Source organism: Polaromonas sp. P1_F4, from assembly GCF_056405675.1.
In genome coordinates, this window is sequence record NZ_JBFUBP010000005.1 from 38,174 (window position 1) to 61,486 (window position 23,313).

The following is a 23,313-nucleotide window of genomic DNA, read 5'->3' on the forward strand; positions in this document are numbered from 1 at the left end:
ATTTAGCCCATCTGCCCATTCAGGGCGGCTGAAACAAAGCGAAACACGCCGCAACCGCGCTGCAAACAGCCCGGGGCCTCCCGCGGGCACCATGAGGAACCTTCACTTCTTCTTCGAGGCTCCTCATGAAACATCACGTTAAAAAAATCCTGCTCGGCCTTTTCGGCGGGGCGCTCATCGTCGGCAGCCTGGGTGCGTGCTCGCACGGCGGCCATGGCTGGCGCGGCGATGCCGGCTCCCCTGAGGCGCGCGCCCGCATGGTCGAAAAAATCGGCTCGCGCCTGGACCTGGACGCTGCGCAAAAGCAAAAACTCGCCGTGCTGGCCGACAAGCTGCAGGCACAGCGCGCGGCCCTGCGCGGCAGCAGTGAGCCACGGGAAGCCGTTCGCGGCCTCTTTGCCGGCAACAAGCTGGACCAGGCCGGCGCCAAAAAGCTGATCGAGGAAAAAACCGCCGCGATCCAGTCCGGCAGCCCGGAAGTGATCGCCGCAGCGGCGGACTTCTTTGACAACCTCAAACCTGAGCAACAGCAAAAAGTGCGCGACTTCATGGAGCGCGGCCGCCGCTGGGGCTACCGTGGCTGAGGCACTTTTCTTCCCGGCAGGCCGAACGGCGGCAACCGCTGTGCGCCGCATCGCCAAGGTGGCTGCCCCGGGCAGCGCCAACGGCGGGGTGCGCCTGATGCTGCGCGCCGAAGGGCTGGTGGTAGTGGCCGCCGCTGCGGCGGCCTACGCCCAGTTCGGCGCGGGGTGGGGCTGGTTTGCGGCGCTATTTCTGCTGCCCGACCTGTCTTTCCTGGCTTACCTGGCCGGGCCGCGTGTGGGGGCTGCAGCCTATAACGCCATGCATTCCTACCTGGGCGCCGTCGGCCTGCTGGCGGCCGGGGTGTTGGGTGCGGCCCCCATGCTGGTGGCGGGTGGCCTGGTCTGGTGCGCGCATATCGGCTTTGACCGCCTGCTGGGTTACGGGCTCAAGTACGGTACGGGGTTCGGGCACACCCATCTGGGGCGCATCGGGCCCAAAGATCCGTGGTGAATAGCGCCTTTCTCCGCTTCAAAGGAACCCGATGCTGAAATCGCTGGCTTGCAGCCTGTTCGTTGCTTTGGCGTCGATCGCCGGCGTGGTGGACGCCACTGAACTTTCCGGTGGCGCCGGCTTTCGTTTGATTCAGCTTCCCGATCCTGTCACGCAGCAACCGATGCAGGCGGCGGTGTTCTATCCGGCAGCACCTACGTCTGAAACAGCCCGGATGGGGGCTGTCGTTGTGTCTGCCGTGAAGGATGCGGCGCCGATGGGTGTGCACCATCCTCTGGTGCTGCTCTCGCACGGCAATGGTGCCGGCCGGTTCAGTCACCACGATACTGCGACATTCCTCGCGCGTCATGGCTACGTGGTGGCCGCAATCGAGCATCCGGGCGACAATTTTCGCGACAGCAGCGGGGTCGGCACCGATCGGGTGCTGATAGGAAGAGCGCTGCAACTGTCCGCACTGCTGGATTTCCTGTTGCAGACTCCGGCCTCTGCGGGCCTGATCGATTCCCGGCGGGTGGGCGTCGCGGGCTTTTCGGCAGGCGGCTATTCGGCCCTCTTGCTGGTAGGTGCCAAACCGAAGTTCGAGCTGCTGAGTGCCTATTGCAAAGCCTTGCCGGCAAGTGTTCTATGTGCCGGTGGCGGAAAGGTTTCCCTGTCGTCTCCCCCGCTGATCGCGAAGACCGACGACCGCATCCGCGCCGCGTTCGTCATGAGCCCGCCGGGAGCCTTCTTTGACCGCGAAAGCCTGTCGCAGGTCTCGAGGCCGGTGAATCTGTACGCGGCCGGCGCCGATTCCGTGCTCCCGGCCAGGGAGAACGCGATCAAAGTGAAGGAACTGCTTCCCTCATTGGCCCGATATACCGAGATCCCCGCTGCCGACCACTTCGTGTTTCTCGCGCCGTGCACGTCGGAGATGCGCGGCGTCGCGCCCGCTCTGTGCACGGATCCACAAGGCGTCAATCGGGCTGCTGTGCATGACAATGTGAACCGCGATGCATTGATGTTTTTTCAGGAGCAACTCCAGGTCGATGCGAATTTTCCGAAGCGAATGTAGCCAATCCTATGCCCCATATCCTGCTGATCGACGACGACGAGCACCTGGCTGCGCCGCTGGCCGCCTACTTTGCCCGTTTTGACTTTGTGCTCGAAAGCGCGCTGCGCCCCGGTGAAGGCCTGGCCATGCTGCGCGCCGGCGCGTATGACGCGGCCATCCTGGACGTCATGCTGCCCGAGATGGACGGTTTTGCCCTGTGCCGCGAGATCCGCAAGGAAAGCGACATCCCCATCGTGATGCTGACGGCCCGCGGCGACGTGATGGACCGCGTGGTCGGGCTGGAGCTGGGTGCCGACGACTACCTGCCCAAGCCCTTTGAGCCGCGCGAACTGGTGGCGCGCCTGCAGACCATTTTGCGGCGCCAGCGCAGCGCACCGGCTGCGGCCACCCAGCGCCATGTGTTCCAGGGGCTGGTGATCGACGTTGAAACGCGCGAGGTGCTTCGCCTGGGTGAAAAGGTCGAGCTGACCGGCACCGAGTTTGAATTGCTGGCCCTGCTGGCGGCCGAGCCCGGCAAGGTCTTCAACCGAGACGACATCCTCAACCGCCTGCGCGGCCATGAGGCCGAGCTGTACACGCGCGCCGTCGACATCGTGGTGAGCCGGCTGCGCAAAAAACTGGAGCCGCTGGACTGCATCAAGACGCTGCGCAACGCGGGCTATGCGCTTGCCGCCGGCAAGGCGGGTACGCCATGAGGCGGTGGAAAACACGCCGGGACTGCCGGGCCCGCGAACGCTCACGCCCCGAGCGCTGGCGCCATCGCTGGAAGCATTCGCTGCGGCTGCGGCTGATCACCGTGTTCCTGCTGCTGGCGCTGGCAATGGGCGCGGTGTTCATGAGCGGCATGCAGCGGGCGTTTTCAACGGGCTGGCGCGACGCGGCCAAGCCGCTGATCAGCGACTACATGGACCGGCTGGTGGCCGACCTCGGTTCGCCGCCCGATGTGGGCCGCGCCCAGGCGCTGGCCGCACGGCTGCCGATTTCCATCCGCATCGAGGGGCCGCAGGTCAACTGGCAGTCGCATCCCGACAGGCCCGACCGCAAGGTGTTTGACGCCCGCGCCAAAGACTGGCTGAGCCGGACCACGGCCGACGGCCACCGCGTGATTTTTGGCCCGGGCACCGCGCCCTGGCAGACGGCGCCACATGGGGTGTTTGGCTGGATCACGCTGGCGCTGCTGTTGGGCTTGCTCGTGGGCGCCTATGCCTATGTGCGGCGCCTGCTGCGCCCGCTGGACGACATCCGCGCAGGCGCCGAGCGCTTTGGCCGCGGCGAGTTCGCAACGCCAATTCCCCTGCGCCGCCGCGACGAACTCGGCGACCTGGCCGGGCGCATCAACACCATGGCGCACGATATTGAAGGCATGCTGAACGCCAAACGTGCCTTGCTGCTGGCGCTGAGCCATGAGCTCCGTTCCCCGCTGACACGTGCGCGGCTCAATGCCGAGCTGTTGCCCACCACGCCCGAGGGCACCGGTGCCGGCGAGCGCGAACGCGAGGCGCTGCTGCGCGACCTGGGCGAGATGCGCGACCTGATCAGCGACCTGCTCGAAAGCGAGCGCCTGGCCAGCCCGCACGCCGCGCTGCAGCGCGAGCCGGTGGATCTGGCGGCGCTGGTGCGCGAGACCGCTTCCGAGGTGCCGGGTGCGTCGGAGATGGTGCTGGACCTGGCGGCCGGCCTTGCGCCGCTGGCGCTGGACCGCATGCGCGTGCGCCTGCTGGTGCGCAACCTGATGGACAACGCACTGCGTTACAGCAGCGGCGCCGGGAGGCCGCCGCAGGTGTCGCTGCAGCCGGCGGGCGGCGGCGTGATGCTGGAAGTGCGCGACTTCGGCCCGGGCGTGGACGCCGCGCAACTGGCACATTTGACCGAGCCCTTTTACCGGACCGACGGCGCACGCCAGCGCGCAACGGGCGGTGTGGGACTGGGCATGTACTTGTGCCGGCTGGTGGCCGAAGCACATGGCGCCGAGCTGCAGGTGCGCAATGCGGAGCCGGGCCTGGCCGTGTGCGTGCTGTGGTCTGCTATTGAATCAGGAGCTGCTCGCGCCCGTTCTTAAAGGGCTGCGGGCCTATTTGACCCTTGTTCCCAGCAGCGCAGCGCCGATGATCATCACCGCCGCCAGGGCGATGCTCCAGCTCAGCGCGCGGCCGCTCACCCCCATCAGCAGCGCAGTCGAGCCCAGCGGCGTGAGGTAGCTGAGGATGCCGATCTGCTGCGCGTCGCCCAGCTTCAGGGCCTTGTCCCAGAGAAAGAACGCCGCGCCCAGCGGCCCTGCGCCCAGCACCGCCAGCAATAGCCAGTCTTGCACCGACAGCGTGGCGGCAGGCTCCAGCGCCCAATGGCACAGCAGCGAGAGCACGCCTGAGACCAGGCCGAAGAGGCCGATGGCTGCGGTAGGAAAGGTCGGCACGCGTTTTGTCAGCAGCGAGTAGCTGGCCCAGATAAAGGCCGAGCCCAGCGCCGGCAGGTAACCCCATGACCAGCCTGCCGCGGAAGCCGCACCGCCACCGCCCGCGCCCAATATGGCAATGGCGGCGCCGGCAAATCCCAGCAGGCCCGCAGCCACATGCACAGCGCGCAGCTGCACGCCACGAAGAAACAGCGGCGCCAGCACCACGATAAAAAGCGGCCAGAGGTAGTTCACCAGGTTGGCCTCGACCGCCGGTGCATACCGCAGCGCGATGAAAAGCAGGAAGTGATAGCCGAAGAGGCCGTACACGCCGAGCGCCAGCGTGGCGGTGGGAATCTTCCATTGCGTGCGGTCCCGCAGCACAAAAGGCAGGGCCAGCAGGCTGCCGGTCAGCAGCGCAACGCCGGTGAGCAGAAAGGGCGGAACGTGTTTGAGCGAGACCCCGAGCGAGGCAAGCAGGGTCCAGAGGGCGATGGCGCCCAGTGCGTACAGATTGGCTGGCATGGCGGCAAGCATAGGGGCGCGCGCCGGGCGCGTCGTCGCAGGGCAACGCTTTGTTGTCGCGCAACGACGGTTTCAGGGATTCAGGCGTATGTCCTACGCGCAGGCCTACATCCGGTAACCAGCTTCACGTGCGAGGGGTGCCGCAGACACCTTGCCGGCACCGGCCTGGGTTGCAATGGTCTGGCAGATTTCACCGAAATCGCATGAAACCCAAGGAGACACTCATGAAAAAGCTTTCCATCCTCTTGCTGGCCCTGGCCGGCATGGCGGCCCTGTCGGGTTGCGTGGCTTACCCGGTGGCTTATGACAACGGACCGCAATACCGTGTCGTGCCCGCCCCTGCGCCGGGCTACGGCCCCGGCTACCGGGGTGACCGCGACGGCGATGGCGTGCGTAACCGCTACGACCGCCGGCCGAACGATCCGAGCCGCTATTGAAAATCCGTAAAGGTCAGGCGCTGCCCGGCCCGGCGCGCCGCATCGCGGCCGTCAGGGCTGAGGGCGACTGGTAGCCGCAGTGCAGCGCGGTGTCGGCCACGCTCATGCCGCGGCTGCGCAATTGCACGGCCAGTGCCAGGCGTTGCCGGCGCAGCCACTGCATCACACTGATGCCGGTCTCGCGCCGGCAGCGCGCGGCAAACTGCGTTGGGCTTAAGAACACCTGCGCGGCCAGCTGCGCGACGCTCAGTGGTTCATGCAGGCGCTGCTGTGTCCAGGTGGCCAGCTGTTCCCAGTGGATGGGCCGCGCATGGCGCAAGGGCATTGATGCAGGTGTTGTGGGTTGCCAGGCTTCCAGCAGCAGCGCCGGACCGTGGAGTTGCGCGAGGCTGCCCGGCCGCTGCAGTGCTTCGGCCAGGTAATGGGCCAGTGCCAGCGCTTGCCCGGTTTTGGCGGGGTCCGCTGCGCAACGAGCCCAGTCCGCGTGCGTGGTGTCCAGCACCAGGCAGCGGCTGCTATCACGTGATTCGAAGTCATGCCTGTCGCCGGGTGTGATCACGCAGCCCTGGCCGGCGGCAATGCGCCGCCCGCGCCCGCGTACTTCCAGTTCCAGCACACCACTCAGCCCCAGCAGTACCTGGAAGTGCTCATGCGCATGGCTGCCGTGCGACGCGCCGTAGTGGCGCAGCGACAGGGAGCCTTGCGGCAGGGTCATGTTGCGGGGATTAAAGAGCGGCGATGGCCGCGTCCGCCTTGTCGGCCACGCCTGCCGCGTGGGCCTGCTGGTCGGCGTGGTAACTGCTGCGCACCATGGCGCCCACGGCCGCATGCGTAAAGCCCATCTTGTAGGCTTCTTCTTCAAACATCTTGAAGGTGTCGGGGTGCACATAGCGGCGCACCGGCAGGTGGCTGGTCGAAGGCGCCAGATACTGGCCGATGGTCAGCATGTCGATGTTGTGCGCGCGCATGTCGTGCATCACCTGCAAAATTTCCTCGTCGGTTTCGCCCAGGCCCACCATGATGCCGCTCTTGGTCGGCACGTCGGGGTGCAGGGCCTTGAACTTCTTGAGCAGGTTGAGGCTGAAGTTGTAGTCGCTGCCGGGACGCGCTTCTTTGTAAAGGCGCGGCGCGGTTTCGAGGTTGTGGTTCATCACGTCGGGCGGCGCGGCCTTGAGGATTTCAAGCGCGCGGTCGTCGCGGCCGCGGAAGTCGGGCACCAGGATTTCAATGGTGGTGGCTGGCGAGAGTTCGCGGATCTTCTGGATGCATTCGACAAAGTGGCCGCTGCCGCCGTCGCGCAGGTCATCGCGGTCCACGCTGGTGATCACCACGTATTTGAGCTTGAGCGCTGCGATGGTTTTGGCCAGGTTCAGCGGCTCGTTGACGTCCAGCGGGTCGGGCCGGCCATGGCCCACATCGCAGAACGGGCAGCGGCGCGTGCACTTGTCGCCCATGATCATGAAGGTGGCCGTGCCCTTGCCGAAACACTCGCCGATGTTGGGGCAGCTGGCTTCTTCGCACACCGTGTTGAGCTTGTTCTCGCGCAGGATCTGCTTGATCTCGTAAAAGCGCGTGGTCGGGCTGCCGGCCTTGACGCGGATCCAGTCGGGCTTTTTGAGCATTTCGCCCTGCACCACCTTGACGGGGATGCGCGACAGCTTGGCCGCGGCTTTTTGCTTGGCCAGCGGGTTGTAGTCTTCCTGGCTCTGGATGTCGCGAACAACAGGATTGACGGTTTCTGGGGTGCTCATGGTGTATTTCTTTGAAGGAATGTGCTCAGGGCGCCAGGTAGGTGACGAGCTTGCGGCCCAGCACATCCGCGGCTTCCTGCCAGCTTGCCGATACCCCGATTGTAGAAAGGTCTGTGGTTTTGAGCCCCACGTACCCGCAGGGGTTGATCCGCGAGAAGGGTTCCAGGTCCATCGCCACATTGAGCGCGACCCCGTGGTAGGTGCAATTCCGGCTGACTTTGATGCCCAAAGCGGCGATCTTGCCCAGGCCGCGAAAAGGGTCGGCAGGGTGCATCGGGCCGGTCAGGGCGGCGTGGGAAGCCGGGTCGTCCAGTCGCACATAAATGCCGGGCGAGCCGGCCACCCGGTGCCCGGTGACGCCGAAATGCGCCAGGGTCTTGATGACGGATTCCTCGATGCGGTAGACGTATTCCTTGACGTAATAGCCGGCGCGCTTCAGGTCAATGAGCGGGTAGGCCACCACCTGGCCGGGGCCGTGATAAGTCACCTGGCCGCCGCGGTTGGTCTGCACCACCGGGATGCTGCCGGGGTTCAAAACATGGTCGCTCTTTCCCGCCAGCCCTTGGGTGTAAACCGGTGGATGCTCACAAATCCATAGCTGGTCGCGCTCGTCCTGATTGGGTTGCAGCCCGTTTTCTCTTGAAAAACCGAGGTTGCGCGCCGCCGTGAAGGCCTGCATGGCTTCATAGGTGGGCAGGTAATCAACCCGGCCCAGGTTGCGCGTCAACATAGTAGAACGGCCGCCGCGCCGGGCCGCCCCAAGCAAGGCCAGCCCCCTCGGGGGGCAGCGACCCGCGCAGCGGCGGAGCGTGGGGGCAGCATGTTGGCCTGCATGGCTTCATAGGTGGGCAGGTAATCAACCCGGCCCAGGTGGCGTGTTTCAGCCTGCATATGCGCTTATCCCGGATCCTGTTTAGAGCACGACCTTGACCATCGGGTGCGTCGACAGCGTGCGGTAGAGCTCATCAAGTTGCTCGCGGCTGGTGGCTGTGACAGTGATGGTGACGCCCAGGTATTTGCCGCCCTTGCTTTCACGCAGCTCGATGGTGGAGGCGTCGAAGGCCGGGTCGAACTGGTGCGCGATGGACGTGATGGCTGCCACCATGCCGTCGACCTTTTCACCCATCACCTTGATCGGGAACTGCGAGGGATATTCGATCAGCGATTCCTGGCGCGAGGGCTCCGTGCCGGGAACACCGATGATTTTGGGGATGTTGGGGGAAGTCGTCATGGCAATGGGTCCTTTCAGGCCGCTTTGGCACGCTGGTATTGGGCGTACAGCTTTGCATAAATGGGGCCAGGTTTGCCTTTTTCCACTCCGTGGCCGACCGCCTGGCCGTCCAGCAGGGTGATGGGCAGAACCTCCTTGGTGGCCGACGAGAGCAGCAGCTCGTCCGCTGCCAGCACTTCGGCGCGGGTGATGCGGCGCAGCTCAAAAGGAATGCCTGCCGCGCGGCACATCTCTTCGATCAGGCCAAAGCGGATGCCTTCGAGCACCAGGTTGTCCCGGGGTGGCCCCATGACTTTGCCGTCCTTGACGATCCAGACATTGCTGGAAGCGGCTTCGCTCAGGTAGTCGCCGCGGAACATCACGGTTTCCACAGCACCGGCGTCGACGCTGATCTGGCGTGAAAACACCGCGCCCAGCAGGCTGGTGCTTTTGATGTGGGCTTTTTCCCAGCGGAAGTCGTCGGCGGTGACGCAGGCCACGCCGTTTTCGCGCGCCTGGTCGCTGGGCAGCTTCATCGGGTTGCACATCACGAACACGGTGGGCGTCAGGCCCGGCAGCATGGGGTGGTCGCGCATGGCCACGCCGCGGGTGATCTGGATATATACCAGTTGATTGCCTTTTTCGGCTGGGGCGCCCGTGGATTGTGCGCAGGCAGCTATCAATTTAAGAGCAATTTCCAGCCACCCGGCACGGGTCAGCGGGTTGGGGATGCGCAGCTCGGTGAGGCTGCGTTCCAGCCGCGCCATGTGCTGGTCGAAGCGAAACGGCTTGCCTGCATACGCCGGCACCACTTCATAGATGCCGTCGCCGAAGATGAAACCGCGGTCCATCACGCTGATTTTGGCATCGCGCAGCGGGGTGAATTCGCCGTTGAGGTAGCAGGGGGTGTCGGGAAGGGGGCTGGCGGGAAGCGTTGTCATGGATCGGTTTGAAAAGGAAATGAAAGTGCGTTGGAACGGCTGCTGGTGGACGGCCTGTACCGGATTGTCTAACGTCTGGCCGTTTGCCGGCGGCGGCGTTTGAACCAGATGCGAACGCGCCAGCCCAGCTTGACCAGCAGGTAACCGGTAATCGAGCCCAGCACGGCAAAGATGCCCATGCCCAGGATGGCAGGCCCGCCGAAGGAGGCTGCCCACGCCACGATGCCTGCGCCTTCCGAGATGCGGATGGGCGGCGGTGCGTCCAGCAGCAGATCGCCCACCTGATAGGCCAGCCAGAGCCAGAAGCCGACGGTGAAGGGGTTGGTAATGAAGGTGATGCCGGCGGCCACCGGAATATTGGCGCGCCACCAGACGCTGTGGGCGGCGGCCGCCACGGTTTGTGCAAATGGCAGTGCAAATGCCCAGAATATGCCGATGGCCACACCGCGCGCCACGGCCTCGTGCTGCAGCCGCCACAGCTGCGGCTCCAGCAGCCGGTGGGCCACCGGTTTGAGCCACCGGTTTTGGGCCAGGACTTCACGTGTCGGCACGGATGCTTTCAGCCGGTCCGTCCAGTGCCGGTGTTGCGGCGCCTTCTTTTTAGGGGCGCTCATGGCAGGCGGTGTTCAAGATGGCCGGTTCGCTCCGGCATCAGGCAACAAAGATAACGGCGGCGATCGCCAGCGCGCCCAGCACCAGGTTGACCATGGCCAGGGTGGCGATCTGCCCGACGCGGCGCCCACCCTCGGGCCAGTCGGACGCGCTGACAGCGAGCTTCAGGCGCCGGAAAGGGCCGAAATACAGATGTCCGAACAGCGCGAACATCAGGAGGCCGATGCCGAACATCAGGTGCCAGCCCAGGGGGGCGGTTTTCATGCCCACGGCCAGCAGCATGGCCAGGCCTGTCACCAGCAGGACGCCGATGGTGACCCAGACCAGAGCGAAAAATCGCTGCATGACCTTTGCGATGAGCGGCAGGCGTTGGGGTGGCGCCAGCTGTTCGGCGACGGCAGGCCGCAAGGCAAACAGCATGAAGACCACCCCGCCCAGCCAGGCAATGGCGGCGGCAATGTGCAGGAATTTCATCAGGGCGGGCATGGCTTCTTTCGGTGGGTGGAAGGTGATGGATGCGGGGCTTGGGCCATCGTGGAGCATCACGTGCAACTACGTAGGAGGGTCGGCGCGCCGTAGTCGCCGGACAATTGTGAACCACCCGCTGCGAGCCGCACCCAAATGATGCGAATCGCCCCTAATTCATAGGCAAGCCGGGGGTTTTGTCGGATACGCAGGGGTTTCTACGTATAATCAAGGGCTTTGCTGATAACTGCCCTGTAACTTTTCCGTAATTTGTGACGACCAAAATGGCAAATTCGGCAAAGTCAGCGACAAACCCGGGAAACGCGGGTGTTACAGGGCGTAGTGTCACGGAAGAGATGGAGACTGGCGATGAGGGTTTCAAGCCCTTGACGCGTGAAGAGGCCCAAAAGCTTCGTGAAACGGACCCCTCGGTTTCCCCTTGGGTGGTATTGGCAGGGCAAAGTGTGGTGGGTCTTGTGGTGGCGCTGGCCGCCTGGGGATTGACCGGAAGGCAAAGTGCAGGCTGGTCCGCCCTTTATGGTGCGCTGGCGGTGGTCATCCCGGGTACGTTGTTTGCGCGCGGCCTGACCAGCAAGATGTCTTCAATGAATCCGGGCGCTGCGGTGGCTGGATTTTTTTTGTGGGAAATGGTCAAGATTGGCCTGACGGTAGCGATGTTGTTCGCTGCTCCCCGAATGGTTTCGGATTTGAGCTGGCCGGCAATGCTGGTTGGCCTTGTAGTGACAATGAAGGTGGTCTGGCTGGTGCTTTGGTTCCAGTCCCGGCCGAAAAAGTTGGCGTAATCCATTTTCAAGAGTTGAAAAGAGTTCGTAAATGGCTGAATCTTCCGGAAACGCTTTGACCGCTGGTGAGTACATTGGTCACCACCTGGTCCATCTGCAAAACCACAAACAGACAGGCATCGTCGACTTTTCCGTTGTCAATTTCGACACGATTTTCTGGGCCGTCACTCTGGGTGTGATCGGTATGTTCGTGATGTGGCGTGTGGCCAAAAGCGTGCACGCCGGCGTTCCCGGCCGCCTGCAGGCGGCTGTTGAAATCCTGCTCGAAATGGTGGACAGCCAGGCCAAGGGCATCGTTAAAAACGCCGAATCGCGCAAAGCCGTCGGCCCACTGGCGCTCACCGTATTCATCTGGATTTTCCTGATGAACTCCATGGACTTCCTGCCTGTCGACCTGTTTCACACAATTTTTGCTGTGACCGGCCTCGATCACAGCATTCACAACTTCCGCGTGGTTCCCACAGCCGACCTCTCGGCCACGCTGGGCATGTCCTGCGGCGTGCTGCTGGTTTGCCTGTATTACAACGTCAAGATCAAGGGTTTTGGCGGCTGGGTGCATGAGCTGTTCTCGGCCCCGTTCGGCGACAAATGGTTTTTGTATCCCGTCAACTTCCTGATGCAGATGATCGAATTTGCCGCCAAGACCGTATCTCACGGCCTCCGGCTTTTCGGCAACATGTACGCGGGCGAACTGCTGTTCATGCTGATCGCGCTGATGGGTGCAGTGGGCTTCGGCTCCGCAACCGGTGTGTTCCTCTTCATCGGCCATGTGCTCGCGGGCACGGGCTGGGCAATCTTCCACATCCTGATCGTTGCGCTGCAGGCGTTTATTTTCATGATGTTGACGCTGGTCTATGTGGGGCAGGCCCACGACCATCACTGATTCTCACGAATCAGTTTCCCCTGGTTTTCTGGTTTCCGCTTTCTTTTTTTATTTTTGTTAGTTAGTTAAATCCATAGGAGCATTAAATGGAACACGTACTCGGTTTTGTCGCTTTGGCCGCTGGCCTGATCATTGGCCTGGGCGCTGTCGGCGCATGTATCGGCATCGGCATCATGGGCAGCAAATACCTCGAAGCCGCTGCACGCCAGCCTGAGCTGATGAACGAACTGCAGACCAAGATGTTCCTGCTGGCCGGTCTGATCGATGCTGCTTTCCTGATCGGTGTGGGTATTGCCATGCTGTTCGCATTTGCCAACCCGTTTGTGTTGAAGTAAATCGCACGCCTTTCTAGACAACCTACAGAGGTGCCGCTGTGAGTATTAACTCCACATTCTTTGCGCAGCTCGTCGTGTTTGCGATTCTGGTGCTGTTCACGATGAAATTCGTGTGGCCACCAATTGCAGCTGCGCTCGACGAACGTGCCCGGAAGATCGCCGACGGCCTTGCCGCTGCCGATAAAGCCAAGTCTGAACTCTCCGTTGCCAACAAGCGCGTGGAAGAAGAACTGGCCAAATCGCGCAACGAATCGGCAGTGCGCCTGGCGGAAGCCGAGCGCCGCGCCCAGGCCCTGATTGAAGAGGCTAAAGCCCGCGCAACCGAAGAGGGCAGCAAGATCATTGCCGCCGCCAAGGTTGAAGCCGAGCAGCAAACCGTCAAGGCCCGCGAGACCCTGCGTGAGCAGGTTGCCGCACTGGCCGTCAAGGGTGCAGAGCAGATTCTGCGCAAGGAAGTCAATGCCGGTGTGCATGCTGACTTGCTGGGTCGCCTGAAGACCGAACTTTAAGCGAGCGTAAAACATGGCCGAACTAGCCACCATTGCCCGTCCCTACGCTGAAGCGTTGTTCAAGGCCTCTGGTTCCGACCTGGGCGGCACTGCCGTCTGGCTCGATGAGCTCGCAGCCATTGCCGCCAACGTGCAGTTGCAGCAATTTGCGGGCAACCCCAGCGTGACGGTAAACCAGACGTTTGACGTAGTTTCCGGGGTGGCCAAAACGAAGCTGCCGGAAGCCGCCAGGAACTTCCTGCGAACCGTGATCGAGAACGGCCGCATTAGCGTCCTGCCGGAAATCGCCGCACAGTTTCGCGCACTGAAAAATGCGCAAAGTGGTTCTTCGGACGCCACCGTTTACAGCGCATTCCCGCTGGAAGGCGCCGCATTGGCCGATTTGGCAACAACGCTGGAGAAGCGGTTTGGCCGCAAGCTCAACCTTTCGGTCGAGCTTGAGCCGGCGCTGATCGGTGGCGTACGTGTCGTGGTGGGTGACGAGGTGCTGGACACCTCGGTCAAAGCCCGTTTAGAGCAAATGAAAGTGGCGCTGATTTCCTGAGCTTGCGCTCAGGCGCGCCCCGGTTTTTAGCCAACAACATAGAAAGAAGGAAAGAGTCATGCAACTCAATCCCGCAGAAATTTCTGAACTGATCAAGAGCCGCATCGAAGGCCTGACAGCCAGTGCCGATGTCCGCAACCAGGGCACCGTGGTGTCTGTGACCGACGGTATCGTCCGTATCCACGGCCTGTCCGATGTGATGCAGGGCGAAATGCTGGAATTCCCCGCAACCGCCGACGGCACGCCTACTTATGGCCTGGCGCTGAATCTTGAGCGCGACTCCGTCGGCTCCGTGATTCTGGGCGAGTACGAGCACATCGCCGAAGGCGACACCGTGAAGTGCACGGGCCGTATTCTGGAAGTGCCTGTGGGTCCTGAGCTGCTTGGCCGTGTGGTCAACGCACTGGGCCAGCCGATTGACGGCAAAGGCCCGATCAATGCCAAATTCACCGACGTGATTGAAAAGGTTGCGCCCGGCGTGATCGCCCGTAAATCCGTTGACCAGCCCCTGCAGACCGGCCTGAAGTCCATCGACTCCATGGTGCCCGTCGGCCGCGGCCAGCGCGAACTGATCATCGGCGACCGCCAGACCGGCAAGACGGCCGTGGCCATCGACGCCATCATCAACCAAAAGGGCAAAGGCGTTTCCTGCGTCTACGTCGCGATTGGCCAGAAGGCTTCGTCGATCAAGAACGTGGTGCGCTCGCTCGAGCAAGCCGGCGCGATGGAGTACACCATCGTCGTGGCAGCTTCCGCTTCCGAATCGGCCGCCATGCAATATGTGAGCGCCTACTCTGGCTGCACCATGGGTGAATACTTCCGCGACCGCGGCGAAGACGCGCTGATCGTGTATGACGATTTGTCCAAGCAGGCCGTGGCTTACCGCCAGGTCTCGCTGCTGCTGCGCCGTCCGCCAGGACGCGAAGCCTACCCCGGCGACGTGTTTTATCTGCACAGCCGTCTGCTCGAGCGCGCAGCTCGCGTGAACGAAAAATACGTTGAAGACTTCACCAAGGGCGCCGTCAAGGGCAAGACTGGTTCGCTGACCGCACTGCCGATTATTGAAACGCAGGCCGGCGACGTGTCCGCTTTCGTGCCAACCAACGTGATCTCGATCACCGACGGCCAGATTTTCCTGGAAACCAGCCTGTTCAATGCCGGTATTCGTCCCGCCATTAACGCCGGTATCTCGGTGTCCCGCGTCGGCGGCGCTGCCCAGACCAAGCTGATCAAGAACCTGTCCGGCGGTATCCGTACCGACCTGGCCCAGTACCGTGAACTGGCTGCCTTCGCGCAGTTTGCTTCCGACTTGGACGAAGCCACCCGCAAGCAGCTGGACCGCGGTGCCCGCGTGACTGAGCTGCTCAAGCAGGCCCAGTACTCGCCTTTGTCCATCTCCAACATGGCCGCTACGCTGTTCGCAGTGAACAAGGGCTTCATGGACGACATCGAAGTCAAGAAGGTCCTGGCTTTCGAGCACGGCCTGCATGCCTTCCTGAAGGACAAGAACGCGGCCCTGATGGCCAAGCTCGAAGCCAACAAGGCCATGGACAAGGATGCTGAGGCTGAACTGAACGCGGCTGTGGCCGAGTTCAAGAAGTCGTTTGCCTGATCTCGCCTGACCTCATCGTCAAGCAAGTAATTAAGCAACCCTCAGGAACCCCTTAGGAATCCATATGGCAGCAGGCAAGGAAATACGCGGCAAGATCAAATCGGTGGAAAACACCAAGAAGATCACCAAGGCCATGGAGATGGTGGCCGCCTCCAAGATGCGCAAGGCGCAGGAACGGATGCGCGCTGCCCGTCCTTACAGCGACAAGATCCGCAACATTACCGCCAACCTGAGTCAGGCCAATCCCGAATACACCCATGCGTTCATGGAGTCCAACGACGCCAAGGCCACCGGGTTCATCGTGGTGACGACCGACAAGGGCTTGTGCGGCGGCATGAACACCAACGTGCTGCGCGCCGTGACCTCAAAGCTCAAGGAAGTGCAGGCCGCCGGCCATGATGCGAAGGCTGTGGCCATCGGTAACAAGGGCCTCGGTTTTCTGAACCGGGTCGGTGCCAAGGTGGTGTCGCATGCGACGCAACTGGGCGACAAGCCGCACCTGGAAAAGCTGATCGGTCCCGTGAAGGTTTTGCTCGACGCATACAGCGAAGGCAAGATCAATTCGGTGTACCTGTGCTACACCAAGTTCATCAACACCATGCGCCAGGAGCCTGTGGTTGAGCAACTGTTGCCCCTGACGGCTGCGCACCTGCAGGCCGACAAGGACCAGCATGGCTGGGACTACATTTACGAGCCTGACGCACAGACCGTCATCGACGATCTGCTGATCCGTTATGTGGAAGCGCTGGTGTACCAGGCCGTTGCCGAGAACATGGCGTCCGAGCAGTCTGCCCGCATGGTGGCCATGAAGGCCGCAACGGACAACGCCGGCAGCGTGATCGGCGAACTCAAGCTGATTTACAACAAAACGCGTCAAGCGGCGATCACGAAAGAACTTTCGGAAATCGTTGCCGGTGCTGCAGCGGTCTGATCGTGGTTTAGGCCGCCACACCCGATTTAAAGATTTAAAGAAACGAAAGAGGATTCAATCATGGCTCAAGCTCAAGGCAAGATTGTTCAGTGTATTGGTGCGGTGGTTGACGTGGAATTCGCGCGCGACCAGATGCCCAAGATCTATGACGCGCTGAAAATGGAAGGCTCCGCGCTGACGCTGGAAGTCCAGCAGCAGCTGGGTGACGGCATCGTGCGCACCATCGCGCTGGGTACCTCCGACGGCCTGCGCCGCGGCAACATGGTTTACAACACCGGCGCCAACATCACCGTTCCCGTGGGCAAAGCCACGCTGGGCCGCATCATGGACGTGCTGGGCGCGCCCATCGACGAACGTGGGCCAGTGGATCAGACCCTGACCGCACCGATTCACCGCAAGGCGCCTGCCTACGACGAACTGTCGCCATCGCAGGAACTGTTGGAAACCGGTATCAAGGTGATTGACCTGGTTTGCCCGTTCGCCAAGGGCGGCAAGGTGGGCCTGTTCGGCGGCGCCGGTGTCGGCAAGACCGTGAACATGATGGAACTCATCAACAACATCGCCAAGGCGCACTCGGGTCTGTCCGTGTTTGCCGGTGTGGGTGAACGTACCCGCGAAGGCAATGACTTCTACCACGAGATGGCCGACTCCGGCGTTGTGAACCTCGAGAACCTCGGCGAATCCAAAGTGGCCATGGTCTACGGCCAGATGAATGAGCCCCCAGGAAACCGTCTGCGCGTGGCGTTGACCGGCCTGACCATCGCCGAATCCTTCCGTGACGAAGGCCGCGACGTGCTGTTCTTCGTGGACAACATCTACCGCTACACGCTGGCCGGTACCGAAGTGTCCGCACTGTTGGGCCGTATGCCTTCCGCCGTGGGTTACCAGCCTACGCTGGCCGAAGAAATGGGCCGCCTGCAAGAGCGTATTACCTCCACCAAGGTCGGCTCCATCACTTCCATCCAGGCCGTTTACGTTCCTGCGGATGACTTGACCGATCCGTCTCCTGCCACGACCTTTGCCCACCTGGACTCCACCGTGGTGCTTTCGCGTGACATCGCTTCGCTGGGTATCTACCCCGCTGTGGATCCGCTTGACTCGACCAGCCGCCAGCTCGACCCGAACGTTGTGGGCGAAGACCACTACGCCACGGCCCGTGCTGTGCAAGGCACGCTGCAGCGCTACAAAGAACTGCGCGACATCATCGCGATTCTGGGCATGGACGAACTGGCCCCTGAAGACAAGCTGGCCGTGGCCCGCGCCCGCAAGATCCAGCGTTTCCTGTCGCAGCCTTTCCACGTTGCTGAAGTGTTCACCGGCTCTCCCGGCAAGTACGTCAGCCTGGCTGAAACCATTCGCGGCTTCAAGATGATTGTGGCCGGCGAGTGCGATCACCTGCCGGAACAGGCGTTCTACATGGTCGGCACGATTGACGAAGCTTTCGAGAAGGCGAAGAAGGTCTAAGGGCTCAGGCCCTGCAACTTTTTTCCAATAAGGAGCGTTTATGTCAACCACCATTCACGTCGACGTGGTCTCCGCGGAAGAGTCCATCTTCTCCGGTGAAGCGCACTTTGTCGCCTTGCCCGGCGAGGCCGGCGAGCTGGGCATTTACCCGCGCCACACCCCGCTGATCACCCGTATCAAGCCGGGTGCCGTGCGCATCGAAAAGGCCGATGGCAGCGAAGAGTTCGTGTTCGTGGCCGGCGGCTTGCTCGAAGTGCAACCGAACTGTGTCACCGTGCTGTCCGACACCGCGATTCGCGGCAAAGACCTGGACGAAGCCAAGGCGATGGAAGCCAAGGCTGCTGCTGAAGAAGCGTTGAAAAACGCAAAAAGCGATATCGATATTGCCATGGCCCAGTCCGAGCTCGCCGTCATGGCCGCCCAGATTGCCGCTTTGCGCAAATACCGCCAGAAAAAGTAATAAGCTTCCATGCTTCAGGAAAAACCGGCCAAAGGGCCGGTTTTTTTCTGGGCGCTTCGATTTGGAGAAATTCGAATCAGTTTGGCCGCTCATGCAGTTGGCGAAGCGCTCACAGTCATTCCTGAAAATGACGAAGATGCTTGTTTTATGCCCCTCGGTGCAGCGGGCCAGCCGCCCGGCCACCCGAATCCTCCATTGAAGCCTTTACGGATGTTTACCTTGGGGCGGCCGATATCCGCACGCGTACGCGGGCGAACGGCTGATCCGCTGGACGCCGACCATCCGTGGGTCGAGGACGGAGGGCGCGGCGTTTGGTTTATCGAGAAGGTCGTGCAATCGGCGCGCAGTGAGCAGAAGTGGACGTCCATGAACTAACTTCCCGCAGCCATGAGTGGCTGCGGCGCGACGTTCCCATCGCGCCATGCGGAAACCGGGCGTGCTTCCGCTATTCAGGGAAAAAGGCCTCCAGCCCATACAGGGCGAGCGCAAGCAGCTATCAAATAGGGAGCGTTTGTCGAAAAAATAGCCTGGCCCGAGCTGGCAAGGTAACAACTGGACACGCTAAATGACAGTCATGGCCCGGGCTGCTCCCTTATCGTTGTGACGGGTTCAAGCCAGCAACGAGGTGCGAAATGGACAGTCTTTTAGACAGCCTGATATGGGGAGAGGAAGCGTCGCCCGAGCGTCGGGCCAGGCGCGTGCGCAAGGCCTGGCTGACGCGGGTTGTGCTCGCGGCAGTCGCCCTCTTTGTGTTGGTCGTGGTTCTGGCGCCCTGACGTGCCGTTATCGGCGCCCGGCCTGCGATACCTGCCAACCGGCTATTGCAGCCAGGGCGCGTCGGGCAGTTCGTTGGGATTGTTGGGTGCGTCGCCCTGCGTGCCATCGATGGCAAAGTGCGCCATCAGCAGTGCCGAGGTTTCTTCCAGTGCCTGTGTCAATCCGTCCTCGTACCGGTTCTCCCTGAACGCCTGGGCCATGCGCGCTACCATGGCCTGCCACTGCGCCTGATTCACATGGCGCGCCACGCCGCGGTCCGCCACGATTTCAATGGCGTGCTCGGCCAGCAGTAAATAAATCAGCACGCCGTTGTTGTGTTCGGTGTCCCACACCCGCAGCTTGCCAAACATCGTGAGGGCGCGCTGGCGCGTGAGCTGGCCGATGGACTGGTGGTTGCCCAGCCGCCACAGGTAGCTCATGGGCAACGAGGCCTCCACGCATATCCGTATTTCGCCGCTGTGCCGCCGCTCGCTGGCCGCCACCCGGCTGGCGAGCCGGTTGAGCATGTCGGGTGCAATCGCGCGCTGGGCGTCGGAGGCATCCAGCCAGAGGTGCTTGAGGATGGTCTTGAGTTTGTTGAGCATGTGCCTACCAGTCCCCTGATGCGCCGCCGCCGCCGAAATCACCGCCACCGCCGCTGCTGAATCCGCCGCCGCTGCTGCTGCCTCCGCCCCAGCTCCCTCCGCTGCTGCCGCCAAAGCCGCCAGTGGTCCAGCCGCCCGAAGAGCGGCCGCCACGACCCAAGGCGCCCAGACTGGCAATCAGCGCAAACACCATGCCCGCCACAGTTGCCAGGCCGGCCACGATCAGGCTGCTGGTGAACACCCAGGCCAGCACGCCGACGGCGCCGCCGGTGGCGATGGAACCCAGCTTGCGGCCCAGCAGGCCGGCGGCCAGGCGCCCACCAATCGGAACAGCAAAAAACAGGAACACCGCGAGGTCGGTCCACTCAAAGCCGCTGTCAGCTGTGCCCGAAGAACTTTTCTGCTCTGGCTCCGGGAGTTTTTCGCCGCTGATCAGCGCCATGATTTGGTCGGCCGCGGCATTCAGTCCACCGGAAAAGTCGCCCTGTTTGAAGCGCGGGGTGATGGTGGTGTCGATCACCTGGCGCGCCGCGAGGTCCGGAATGGCGCCTTCCAGCGCCTTGGTGGTTTCGATACGGACCTTGCGGTCGTTCTTGGCCACGACCAGCAACAGCCCGTCGCCTACGCTCTTGCGCCCGATCTTCCAGGTGTCGCCTACACGTTGTGCATAGGCGGCAATGTCTTCGGGTTGGGTGCTGGGCACGATGAGCACCACCACCTGTGCGCCGCGGCTCTGTTCAAACGCAGCGAGCTTGGCTTCCAATGCCGCGCGTTGCGTGGCATCCAGCGTACCGGTGCTGTCCATGACATGCGCCGTGAGTGCCGGCACCGGCTGAACGCCTTGCGCCCATGCCGCAAGGGGCAGCCACACGGCCAGCAACAATCCCGCCATCCAGCGGAGGAGGCTGCTGCCCAATATCCGACCCGCTAGTTGCTGCACGGCAAGTTCTGCAGAAACTTATTTCTTGGTGAAGTCCACCACCGGTGGCGCGGAAATCTGCGCCTCATTGGCCACGGTGAAGTTGGGTTTGACGTTGTAGCTGAACATCATGGCCGTCAGGTTGCTGGGAAAACTGCGTGTCAGCACGTTGTACTCCTGCACAGCCTGAATATAGCGGTTGCGTGCTACCGTGATGCGGTTTTCGGTGCCTTCCAGCTGCACACGCAGGTCGCGAAAGCCCTGGTTGGCCTTGAGGTCGGGGTAACGTTCACTGACCACCATCAGGCGGCTCAGCGCGCTGCCCAGCTCGCCTTGCGCTGCCTGGAATTTCTGGAAGGCAGCGGGGTTGTTCAATGTTTCCGGCGTCACCTGGATGGAGGTGGCCTTGGCGCGTGCTTCAATCACCTTGGTCAGGGTGTCCTGTTCAAAAGCGGCCTCGCCCTTGACCGTGGCCACAATGTTGGGCACCAGGTCGGCACGGCGCTGGTACTGGTTCAGCACTTCAGACCAGGCCGATTTGGTTTGTTCGTCGAGGCGCTGAAAGTCGTTGTAGCCGCAACCCGTGAGGAAAAGGCCCAGCATGCTGACCAGAATCAGGTTTAAAAAGCGGGATTTCATGGTGATGTCTTTCGAAAAATGCAAGCTGCAACACTAACATAGTCGAATGCCGATGGCGTCTCATTCCCCCAGCTCCGTGCAGCCATTGCAGGCTCTGCAGGCCAGCCTGCGGCCCCTGGCGCCGGCGGCTGCAAAACCGCGCCTGATGATTGCCGGCGCCACGGGCGTGCTGGGCAATGAAGTGCTGCGCCGCCTTGTCGGCAGCGGCCGTTATGCGCACACCGAGGTGCTGGCTACTGAAACCATGACCACCGGGATGGCCGGTGTGGGGATTGTGCTGGCAGGTGATGCTTCAGTGATCGAGGCATGGCCCGCACGGCCTCAACCGGTTCATACCGGTCTGGTCATGTTTGAACCGCCACGGCTTTTTTATGGGCGTGAGCGCACGCTATGGACGCCGGCGCCGGGACAACTGCCGGCGCTGGCCCGCTGGTTGAAACGCTGTGGCGCACAGACACTGGTTGTAGTGGTGCCCCACGCTTCGGGGCGTTTACCCGATGCCCTCAAGCGCGGACTGGCCGACCTCGATGAGCAAGCAGTGGCTTCGCTGGGTTTTGAACGCGTGTTGTTGGTGCGATCGGCGCGCAAGACCGAAGGTATTGCGGGCGCCAATTTTTTCGAGAAGACGGCGTCATGGATGCTGTCGACCCTCAGGTTCATGATTCCCGCGGCCGAGCAGCCGGTGCGCCCCGCCAAGCTGGCGGAATTTATCGACGCCGCGCTGCAGGTTTTGCCGCCGGGCACCCATGTGGTCGCGCCCGAGCAGCTTTGGCAGGCTAACCAGAGCGGCGAAAACGGCCGGCGCGCCGGGCCGCAAGACAACAGCATGCAAGGTGTCGTACGCTCGTGGCTTGCTGCAAGGCTCAATCCCGAGCAGAATTCACCACCCAACGCCAAGCCGGACTGACGCCTTCCCATGCCCAAACCCAAAGTCCCGCCCGCCAGCAGCGGCAACGCCGATGACATCGAGGCGGCTTTTTATGAGGCGCTGCAAAGCGGCGACATCGAAAAGCTCATGGCCTGCTGGGGCGATGACGACGACATCGTCTGTGTGCACCCGGGTGGCGCCCGGCTGGTAGGCCCGGCGGCCATACGCGCCACTTTCGACGCCATGTTTGCCAATGGCACCATCAATGCCCAGGCCATCAAGGTGCGAAAGGTCGAGACCATGAGCGCCTGCGTGCACAGCGTGCTGGAACGCATCGAAGTGCTGACCGATGAAGGGCCACGGCATGCCTACGTGATTGCCACCAATGTGTATCACAAGGGTGCGCAAGGCTGGCGCATGGTGGCACACCATGCCAGTCCCGGCACGCCGCGAGAAATGCAGGAAGTGTCGGAAACACCGACCGTCCTGCACTGAAGGGCCTGCGATGAAATACGCAGCACCCTGGTGGCTGCCGGGCGGCAATTTGCAAACCATCTGGGCTGCGCTGCGGTCACGCCGTTACCTGGGCCGCGCGCCCATATTTCGCCGCGAGCGCTGGGATACCCCCGATAACGACTTTGTCGACGTTGACTGGATGCTTGATGGAAACGAGCCTTCGTCGGGGCTTTTGGCGGGTTCTCCGGCCGGAAGCGAATCCATCGAGGTGAGACGCAAGGACGCGCGCAAGGAAGTGCCACTCCTGGTGGTATTTCATGGGCTTGAGGGGTCATCTGCCAGCCACTACGCCGAAGCGCTTGCCGATGTGGCCCGCGAGCGCGGCTGGGGCTGCGCCATTCCACACTTCCGGGGGTGTTCCGGTGAATTGAACCTGGCGCCGCGGGCCTATCACTCAGGAGATTTTGCAGAGATCGACTGGATACTGCGGCGCTTTGCGCAGGCCCATCCCGGGCCGGTCGTTGCCGTGGGCATTTCATTGGGCGGCAATGCGTTGATGCGCTGGGCCGGCGAGCTCGGCGCAGAGGCCCGCCAGGTGGTTAGCGGCATTGCGTCCGTCTGTTCGCCGCTGGACCTGACGGCCAGTGGCTGGGCCATTGGCCGAGGGTTCAACCGGCAGGTCTACACCCGCATGTTCCTGAGAACCATGGTGCCGAAGGCGCTGAAAAAACTGGAGCAGCACCCAGGCCTTTTTGACCGCGACCGATTACTGGCCGCGCGCGACTTGTACGCTTTCGACAATGTATTCACTGCGCCTGTCCATGGGTTCAAGGATGCGGATGACTACTGGCTGCGTGCCTCTGCCAAGCCGCATTTGCGCAGCATTGCCGTGCCGGCGCTGGCCCTGAACGCGTTGAACGATCCCTTTGTGCCGGCCGGCAGCCTGCCGCAAGCCGCAGAGGCCGGCAGCCGTGTCACGCTTTGGCAGCCGGCGCAGGGCGGGCATGTCGGGTTTCCTTCGCCACCATTTCCCGGCCATGTGCGTGTCATGCCGGAGGCGGTTACCGGTTTCCTGGCTGCGCATCTTTGATGCTTACCCATAACCCTGCC

General features: G+C 62.5%; 31 protein-coding genes. 20 read left to right on the forward strand and 11 right to left on the reverse strand.

Annotated elements, in window-relative coordinates; genetic code table 11:
* Positions 1-125: 125 nt before the first annotated feature.
* From AC1DYQ_RS11855 to AC1DYQ_RS11875, 5 genes are read left to right on the forward strand one after another with little or no spacing between them, the layout of a single operon-like run.
* Positions 126-584: a Spy/CpxP family protein refolding chaperone gene (locus AC1DYQ_RS11855; protein WP_477686952.1), complete on the forward strand. Its 459-nt coding sequence runs from the start codon at positions 126-128 to the stop codon at positions 582-584.
* A complete protein-coding gene (locus AC1DYQ_RS11860) occupies positions 577-1,035 on the forward strand; it encodes a DUF4260 domain-containing protein (RefSeq protein WP_477686953.1) in 459 nt (152 codons plus the stop codon). Before AC1DYQ_RS11855 ends, AC1DYQ_RS11860 begins: the two co-directional genes overlap by 8 nt.
* Before the next feature lie 31 nt (positions 1,036-1,066).
* Positions 1,067-2,086 (forward strand): alpha/beta hydrolase family protein, encoded by a 1,020-nt coding sequence (locus tag AC1DYQ_RS11865; RefSeq protein WP_477686954.1) that lies wholly within the window; start codon positions 1,067-1,069, stop codon positions 2,084-2,086.
* Between the two features lie 8 nt (positions 2,087-2,094).
* Positions 2,095-2,781 (forward strand): response regulator transcription factor, encoded by a 687-nt coding sequence (locus AC1DYQ_RS11870; protein ID WP_477686955.1) that lies wholly within the window; start codon positions 2,095-2,097, stop codon positions 2,779-2,781.
* Positions 2,778-4,145, forward strand: a complete 1,368-nt coding sequence (locus AC1DYQ_RS11875) for a sensor histidine kinase (protein WP_477686956.1) — start codon at positions 2,778-2,780, stop codon at positions 4,143-4,145. Before AC1DYQ_RS11870 ends, AC1DYQ_RS11875 begins: the two co-directional genes overlap by 4 nt.
* Before the next feature lie 12 nt (positions 4,146-4,157).
* Here the strand turns inward: AC1DYQ_RS11875 and AC1DYQ_RS11880 are convergent, their stop codons facing one another.
* Positions 4,158-5,003: a DMT family transporter gene (locus AC1DYQ_RS11880; RefSeq protein WP_477686957.1), complete on the reverse strand. Its 846-nt coding sequence runs from the start codon at positions 5,001-5,003 to the stop codon at positions 4,158-4,160.
* A 224-nt stretch (positions 5,004-5,227) separates the two neighbouring features.
* Between AC1DYQ_RS11880 and AC1DYQ_RS11885 the strand changes: the two genes are divergently transcribed.
* A complete protein-coding gene (locus tag AC1DYQ_RS11885; RefSeq protein WP_477686958.1) occupies positions 5,228-5,440 on the forward strand; it encodes a hypothetical protein in 213 nt (70 codons plus the stop codon).
* Positions 5,441-5,453: 13 nt separating this feature from the next.
* On the opposite strand, the gene AC1DYQ_RS11890 is transcribed toward AC1DYQ_RS11885, so the two are convergent.
* From AC1DYQ_RS11890 to AC1DYQ_RS11920, 7 genes are all read right to left on the reverse strand, one after another.
* Positions 5,454-6,155: a helix-turn-helix domain-containing protein gene (locus tag AC1DYQ_RS11890; protein WP_477686959.1), complete on the reverse strand. Its 702-nt coding sequence runs from the start codon at positions 6,153-6,155 to the stop codon at positions 5,454-5,456.
* 10 nt (positions 6,156-6,165) lie between these two features.
* A complete protein-coding gene (gene lipA, locus AC1DYQ_RS11895) occupies positions 6,166-7,191 on the reverse strand; it encodes a lipoyl synthase (RefSeq protein WP_477686960.1) in 1,026 nt (341 codons plus the stop codon).
* 25 nt (positions 7,192-7,216) lie between these two features.
* Entirely contained in the window at positions 7,217-7,921 is a 705-nt protein-coding gene (gene lipB, locus AC1DYQ_RS11900) for a lipoyl(octanoyl) transferase LipB (RefSeq protein ID WP_477686961.1), read from the reverse strand.
* 183 nt (positions 7,922-8,104) lie between these two features.
* On the reverse strand, positions 8,105-8,422 hold the full coding sequence (locus AC1DYQ_RS11905; RefSeq protein ID WP_477648275.1) for an HP0495 family protein: 318 nt from the start codon (positions 8,420-8,422) through the stop codon (positions 8,105-8,107).
* A 14-nt stretch (positions 8,423-8,436) separates the two neighbouring features.
* Positions 8,437-9,342 carry a D-amino acid aminotransferase gene (locus tag AC1DYQ_RS11910; RefSeq protein ID WP_477686962.1) on the reverse strand — a complete coding sequence of 302 codons (906 nt, stop codon included), beginning with the start codon at positions 9,340-9,342 and terminating at the stop codon, positions 8,437-8,439.
* A 68-nt stretch (positions 9,343-9,410) separates the two neighbouring features.
* Positions 9,411-9,956: a DUF2062 domain-containing protein gene (locus tag AC1DYQ_RS11915; protein WP_477686963.1), complete on the reverse strand. Its 546-nt coding sequence runs from the start codon at positions 9,954-9,956 to the stop codon at positions 9,411-9,413.
* A 37-nt stretch (positions 9,957-9,993) separates the two neighbouring features.
* Positions 9,994-10,440: a DUF4149 domain-containing protein gene (locus AC1DYQ_RS11920; protein ID WP_477686964.1), complete on the reverse strand. Its 447-nt coding sequence runs from the start codon at positions 10,438-10,440 to the stop codon at positions 9,994-9,996.
* A gap of 263 nt (positions 10,441-10,703) precedes the next feature.
* On the opposite strand from AC1DYQ_RS11920, the gene AC1DYQ_RS11925 reads away from it, so the two are divergent.
* From AC1DYQ_RS11925 to AC1DYQ_RS11975, 11 genes are all read left to right on the forward strand, one after another.
* Complete coding sequence (locus tag AC1DYQ_RS11925) at positions 10,704-11,222, forward strand: ATP synthase subunit I (RefSeq protein WP_477686965.1); 519 nt, start codon at positions 10,704-10,706, stop codon at positions 11,220-11,222.
* 31 nt (positions 11,223-11,253) lie between these two features.
* Positions 11,254-12,105: a F0F1 ATP synthase subunit A gene (gene atpB / locus AC1DYQ_RS11930; protein WP_477686966.1), complete on the forward strand. Its 852-nt coding sequence runs from the start codon at positions 11,254-11,256 to the stop codon at positions 12,103-12,105.
* Positions 12,106-12,191: 86 nt separating this feature from the next.
* A complete protein-coding gene (gene atpE / locus AC1DYQ_RS11935) occupies positions 12,192-12,440 on the forward strand; it encodes a F0F1 ATP synthase subunit C (protein ID WP_293400282.1) in 249 nt (82 codons plus the stop codon).
* A 38-nt stretch (positions 12,441-12,478) separates the two neighbouring features.
* Positions 12,479-12,949 carry a F0F1 ATP synthase subunit B gene (locus tag AC1DYQ_RS11940; protein ID WP_457281585.1) on the forward strand — a complete coding sequence of 157 codons (471 nt, stop codon included), beginning with the start codon at positions 12,479-12,481 and terminating at the stop codon, positions 12,947-12,949.
* Positions 12,950-12,962: 13 nt separating this feature from the next.
* Entirely contained in the window at positions 12,963-13,493 is a 531-nt protein-coding gene (locus AC1DYQ_RS11945; RefSeq protein ID WP_477668853.1) for a F0F1 ATP synthase subunit delta, read from the forward strand.
* Between the two features lie 58 nt (positions 13,494-13,551).
* On the forward strand, positions 13,552-15,105 hold the full coding sequence (atpA, locus tag AC1DYQ_RS11950) for a F0F1 ATP synthase subunit alpha (protein ID WP_477686967.1): 1,554 nt from the start codon (positions 13,552-13,554) through the stop codon (positions 15,103-15,105).
* 64 nt (positions 15,106-15,169) lie between these two features.
* Complete coding sequence (gene atpG / locus AC1DYQ_RS11955; RefSeq protein ID WP_477686968.1) at positions 15,170-16,036, forward strand: F0F1 ATP synthase subunit gamma; 867 nt, start codon at positions 15,170-15,172, stop codon at positions 16,034-16,036.
* Positions 16,037-16,096: 60 nt separating this feature from the next.
* Positions 16,097-17,500, forward strand: a complete 1,404-nt coding sequence (gene atpD, locus AC1DYQ_RS11960) for a F0F1 ATP synthase subunit beta (RefSeq protein WP_293400292.1) — start codon at positions 16,097-16,099, stop codon at positions 17,498-17,500.
* Between the two features lie 40 nt (positions 17,501-17,540).
* The gene (locus tag AC1DYQ_RS11965) at positions 17,541-17,960 is read left to right on the forward strand and encodes a F0F1 ATP synthase subunit epsilon (protein WP_477648282.1); all 420 of its coding nucleotides are present in this window, start codon (positions 17,541-17,543) and stop codon (positions 17,958-17,960) included.
* Positions 17,961-17,969: 9 nt separating this feature from the next.
* Complete coding sequence (locus AC1DYQ_RS11970) at positions 17,970-18,335, forward strand: hypothetical protein (protein ID WP_477686969.1); 366 nt, start codon at positions 17,970-17,972, stop codon at positions 18,333-18,335.
* 257 nt (positions 18,336-18,592) lie between these two features.
* Positions 18,593-18,736: a hypothetical protein gene (locus tag AC1DYQ_RS11975; protein ID WP_477686970.1), complete on the forward strand. Its 144-nt coding sequence runs from the start codon at positions 18,593-18,595 to the stop codon at positions 18,734-18,736.
* Between the two features lie 42 nt (positions 18,737-18,778).
* Here AC1DYQ_RS11975 and AC1DYQ_RS11980 read toward each other — a convergent pair whose 3' ends face one another.
* From AC1DYQ_RS11980 to AC1DYQ_RS11990, 3 genes are all read right to left on the reverse strand, one after another.
* A complete protein-coding gene (locus AC1DYQ_RS11980) occupies positions 18,779-19,321 on the reverse strand; it encodes a TPM domain-containing protein (protein WP_477686971.1) in 543 nt (180 codons plus the stop codon).
* A 4-nt stretch (positions 19,322-19,325) separates the two neighbouring features.
* Positions 19,326-20,213, reverse strand: coding sequence for a TPM domain-containing protein (locus tag AC1DYQ_RS11985; RefSeq protein ID WP_477687160.1), 888 nt, complete (start codon positions 20,211-20,213; stop codon positions 19,326-19,328).
* Between the two features lie 66 nt (positions 20,214-20,279).
* Positions 20,280-20,879, reverse strand: a complete 600-nt coding sequence (locus tag AC1DYQ_RS11990) for a LemA family protein (protein ID WP_477686972.1) — start codon at positions 20,877-20,879, stop codon at positions 20,280-20,282.
* Positions 20,880-20,931: 52 nt separating this feature from the next.
* Here AC1DYQ_RS11990 and AC1DYQ_RS11995 point away from each other — a divergent pair, with 52 nt between their 5' ends.
* The 3 genes from AC1DYQ_RS11995 to AC1DYQ_RS12005 are packed head-to-tail and all read left to right on the forward strand — an operon-like array spanning position 20,932 to position 23,293.
* The gene (locus AC1DYQ_RS11995; protein ID WP_477686973.1) at positions 20,932-21,786 is read left to right on the forward strand and encodes a hypothetical protein; all 855 of its coding nucleotides are present in this window, start codon (positions 20,932-20,934) and stop codon (positions 21,784-21,786) included.
* Between the two features lie 9 nt (positions 21,787-21,795).
* Entirely contained in the window at positions 21,796-22,242 is a 447-nt protein-coding gene (locus AC1DYQ_RS12000; protein ID WP_457281576.1) for a YybH family protein, read from the forward strand.
* Positions 22,243-22,252: 10 nt separating this feature from the next.
* Entirely contained in the window at positions 22,253-23,293 is a 1,041-nt protein-coding gene (locus tag AC1DYQ_RS12005; RefSeq protein ID WP_477686974.1) for a YheT family hydrolase, read from the forward strand.
* Positions 23,294-23,313 lie beyond the last annotated feature (20 nt).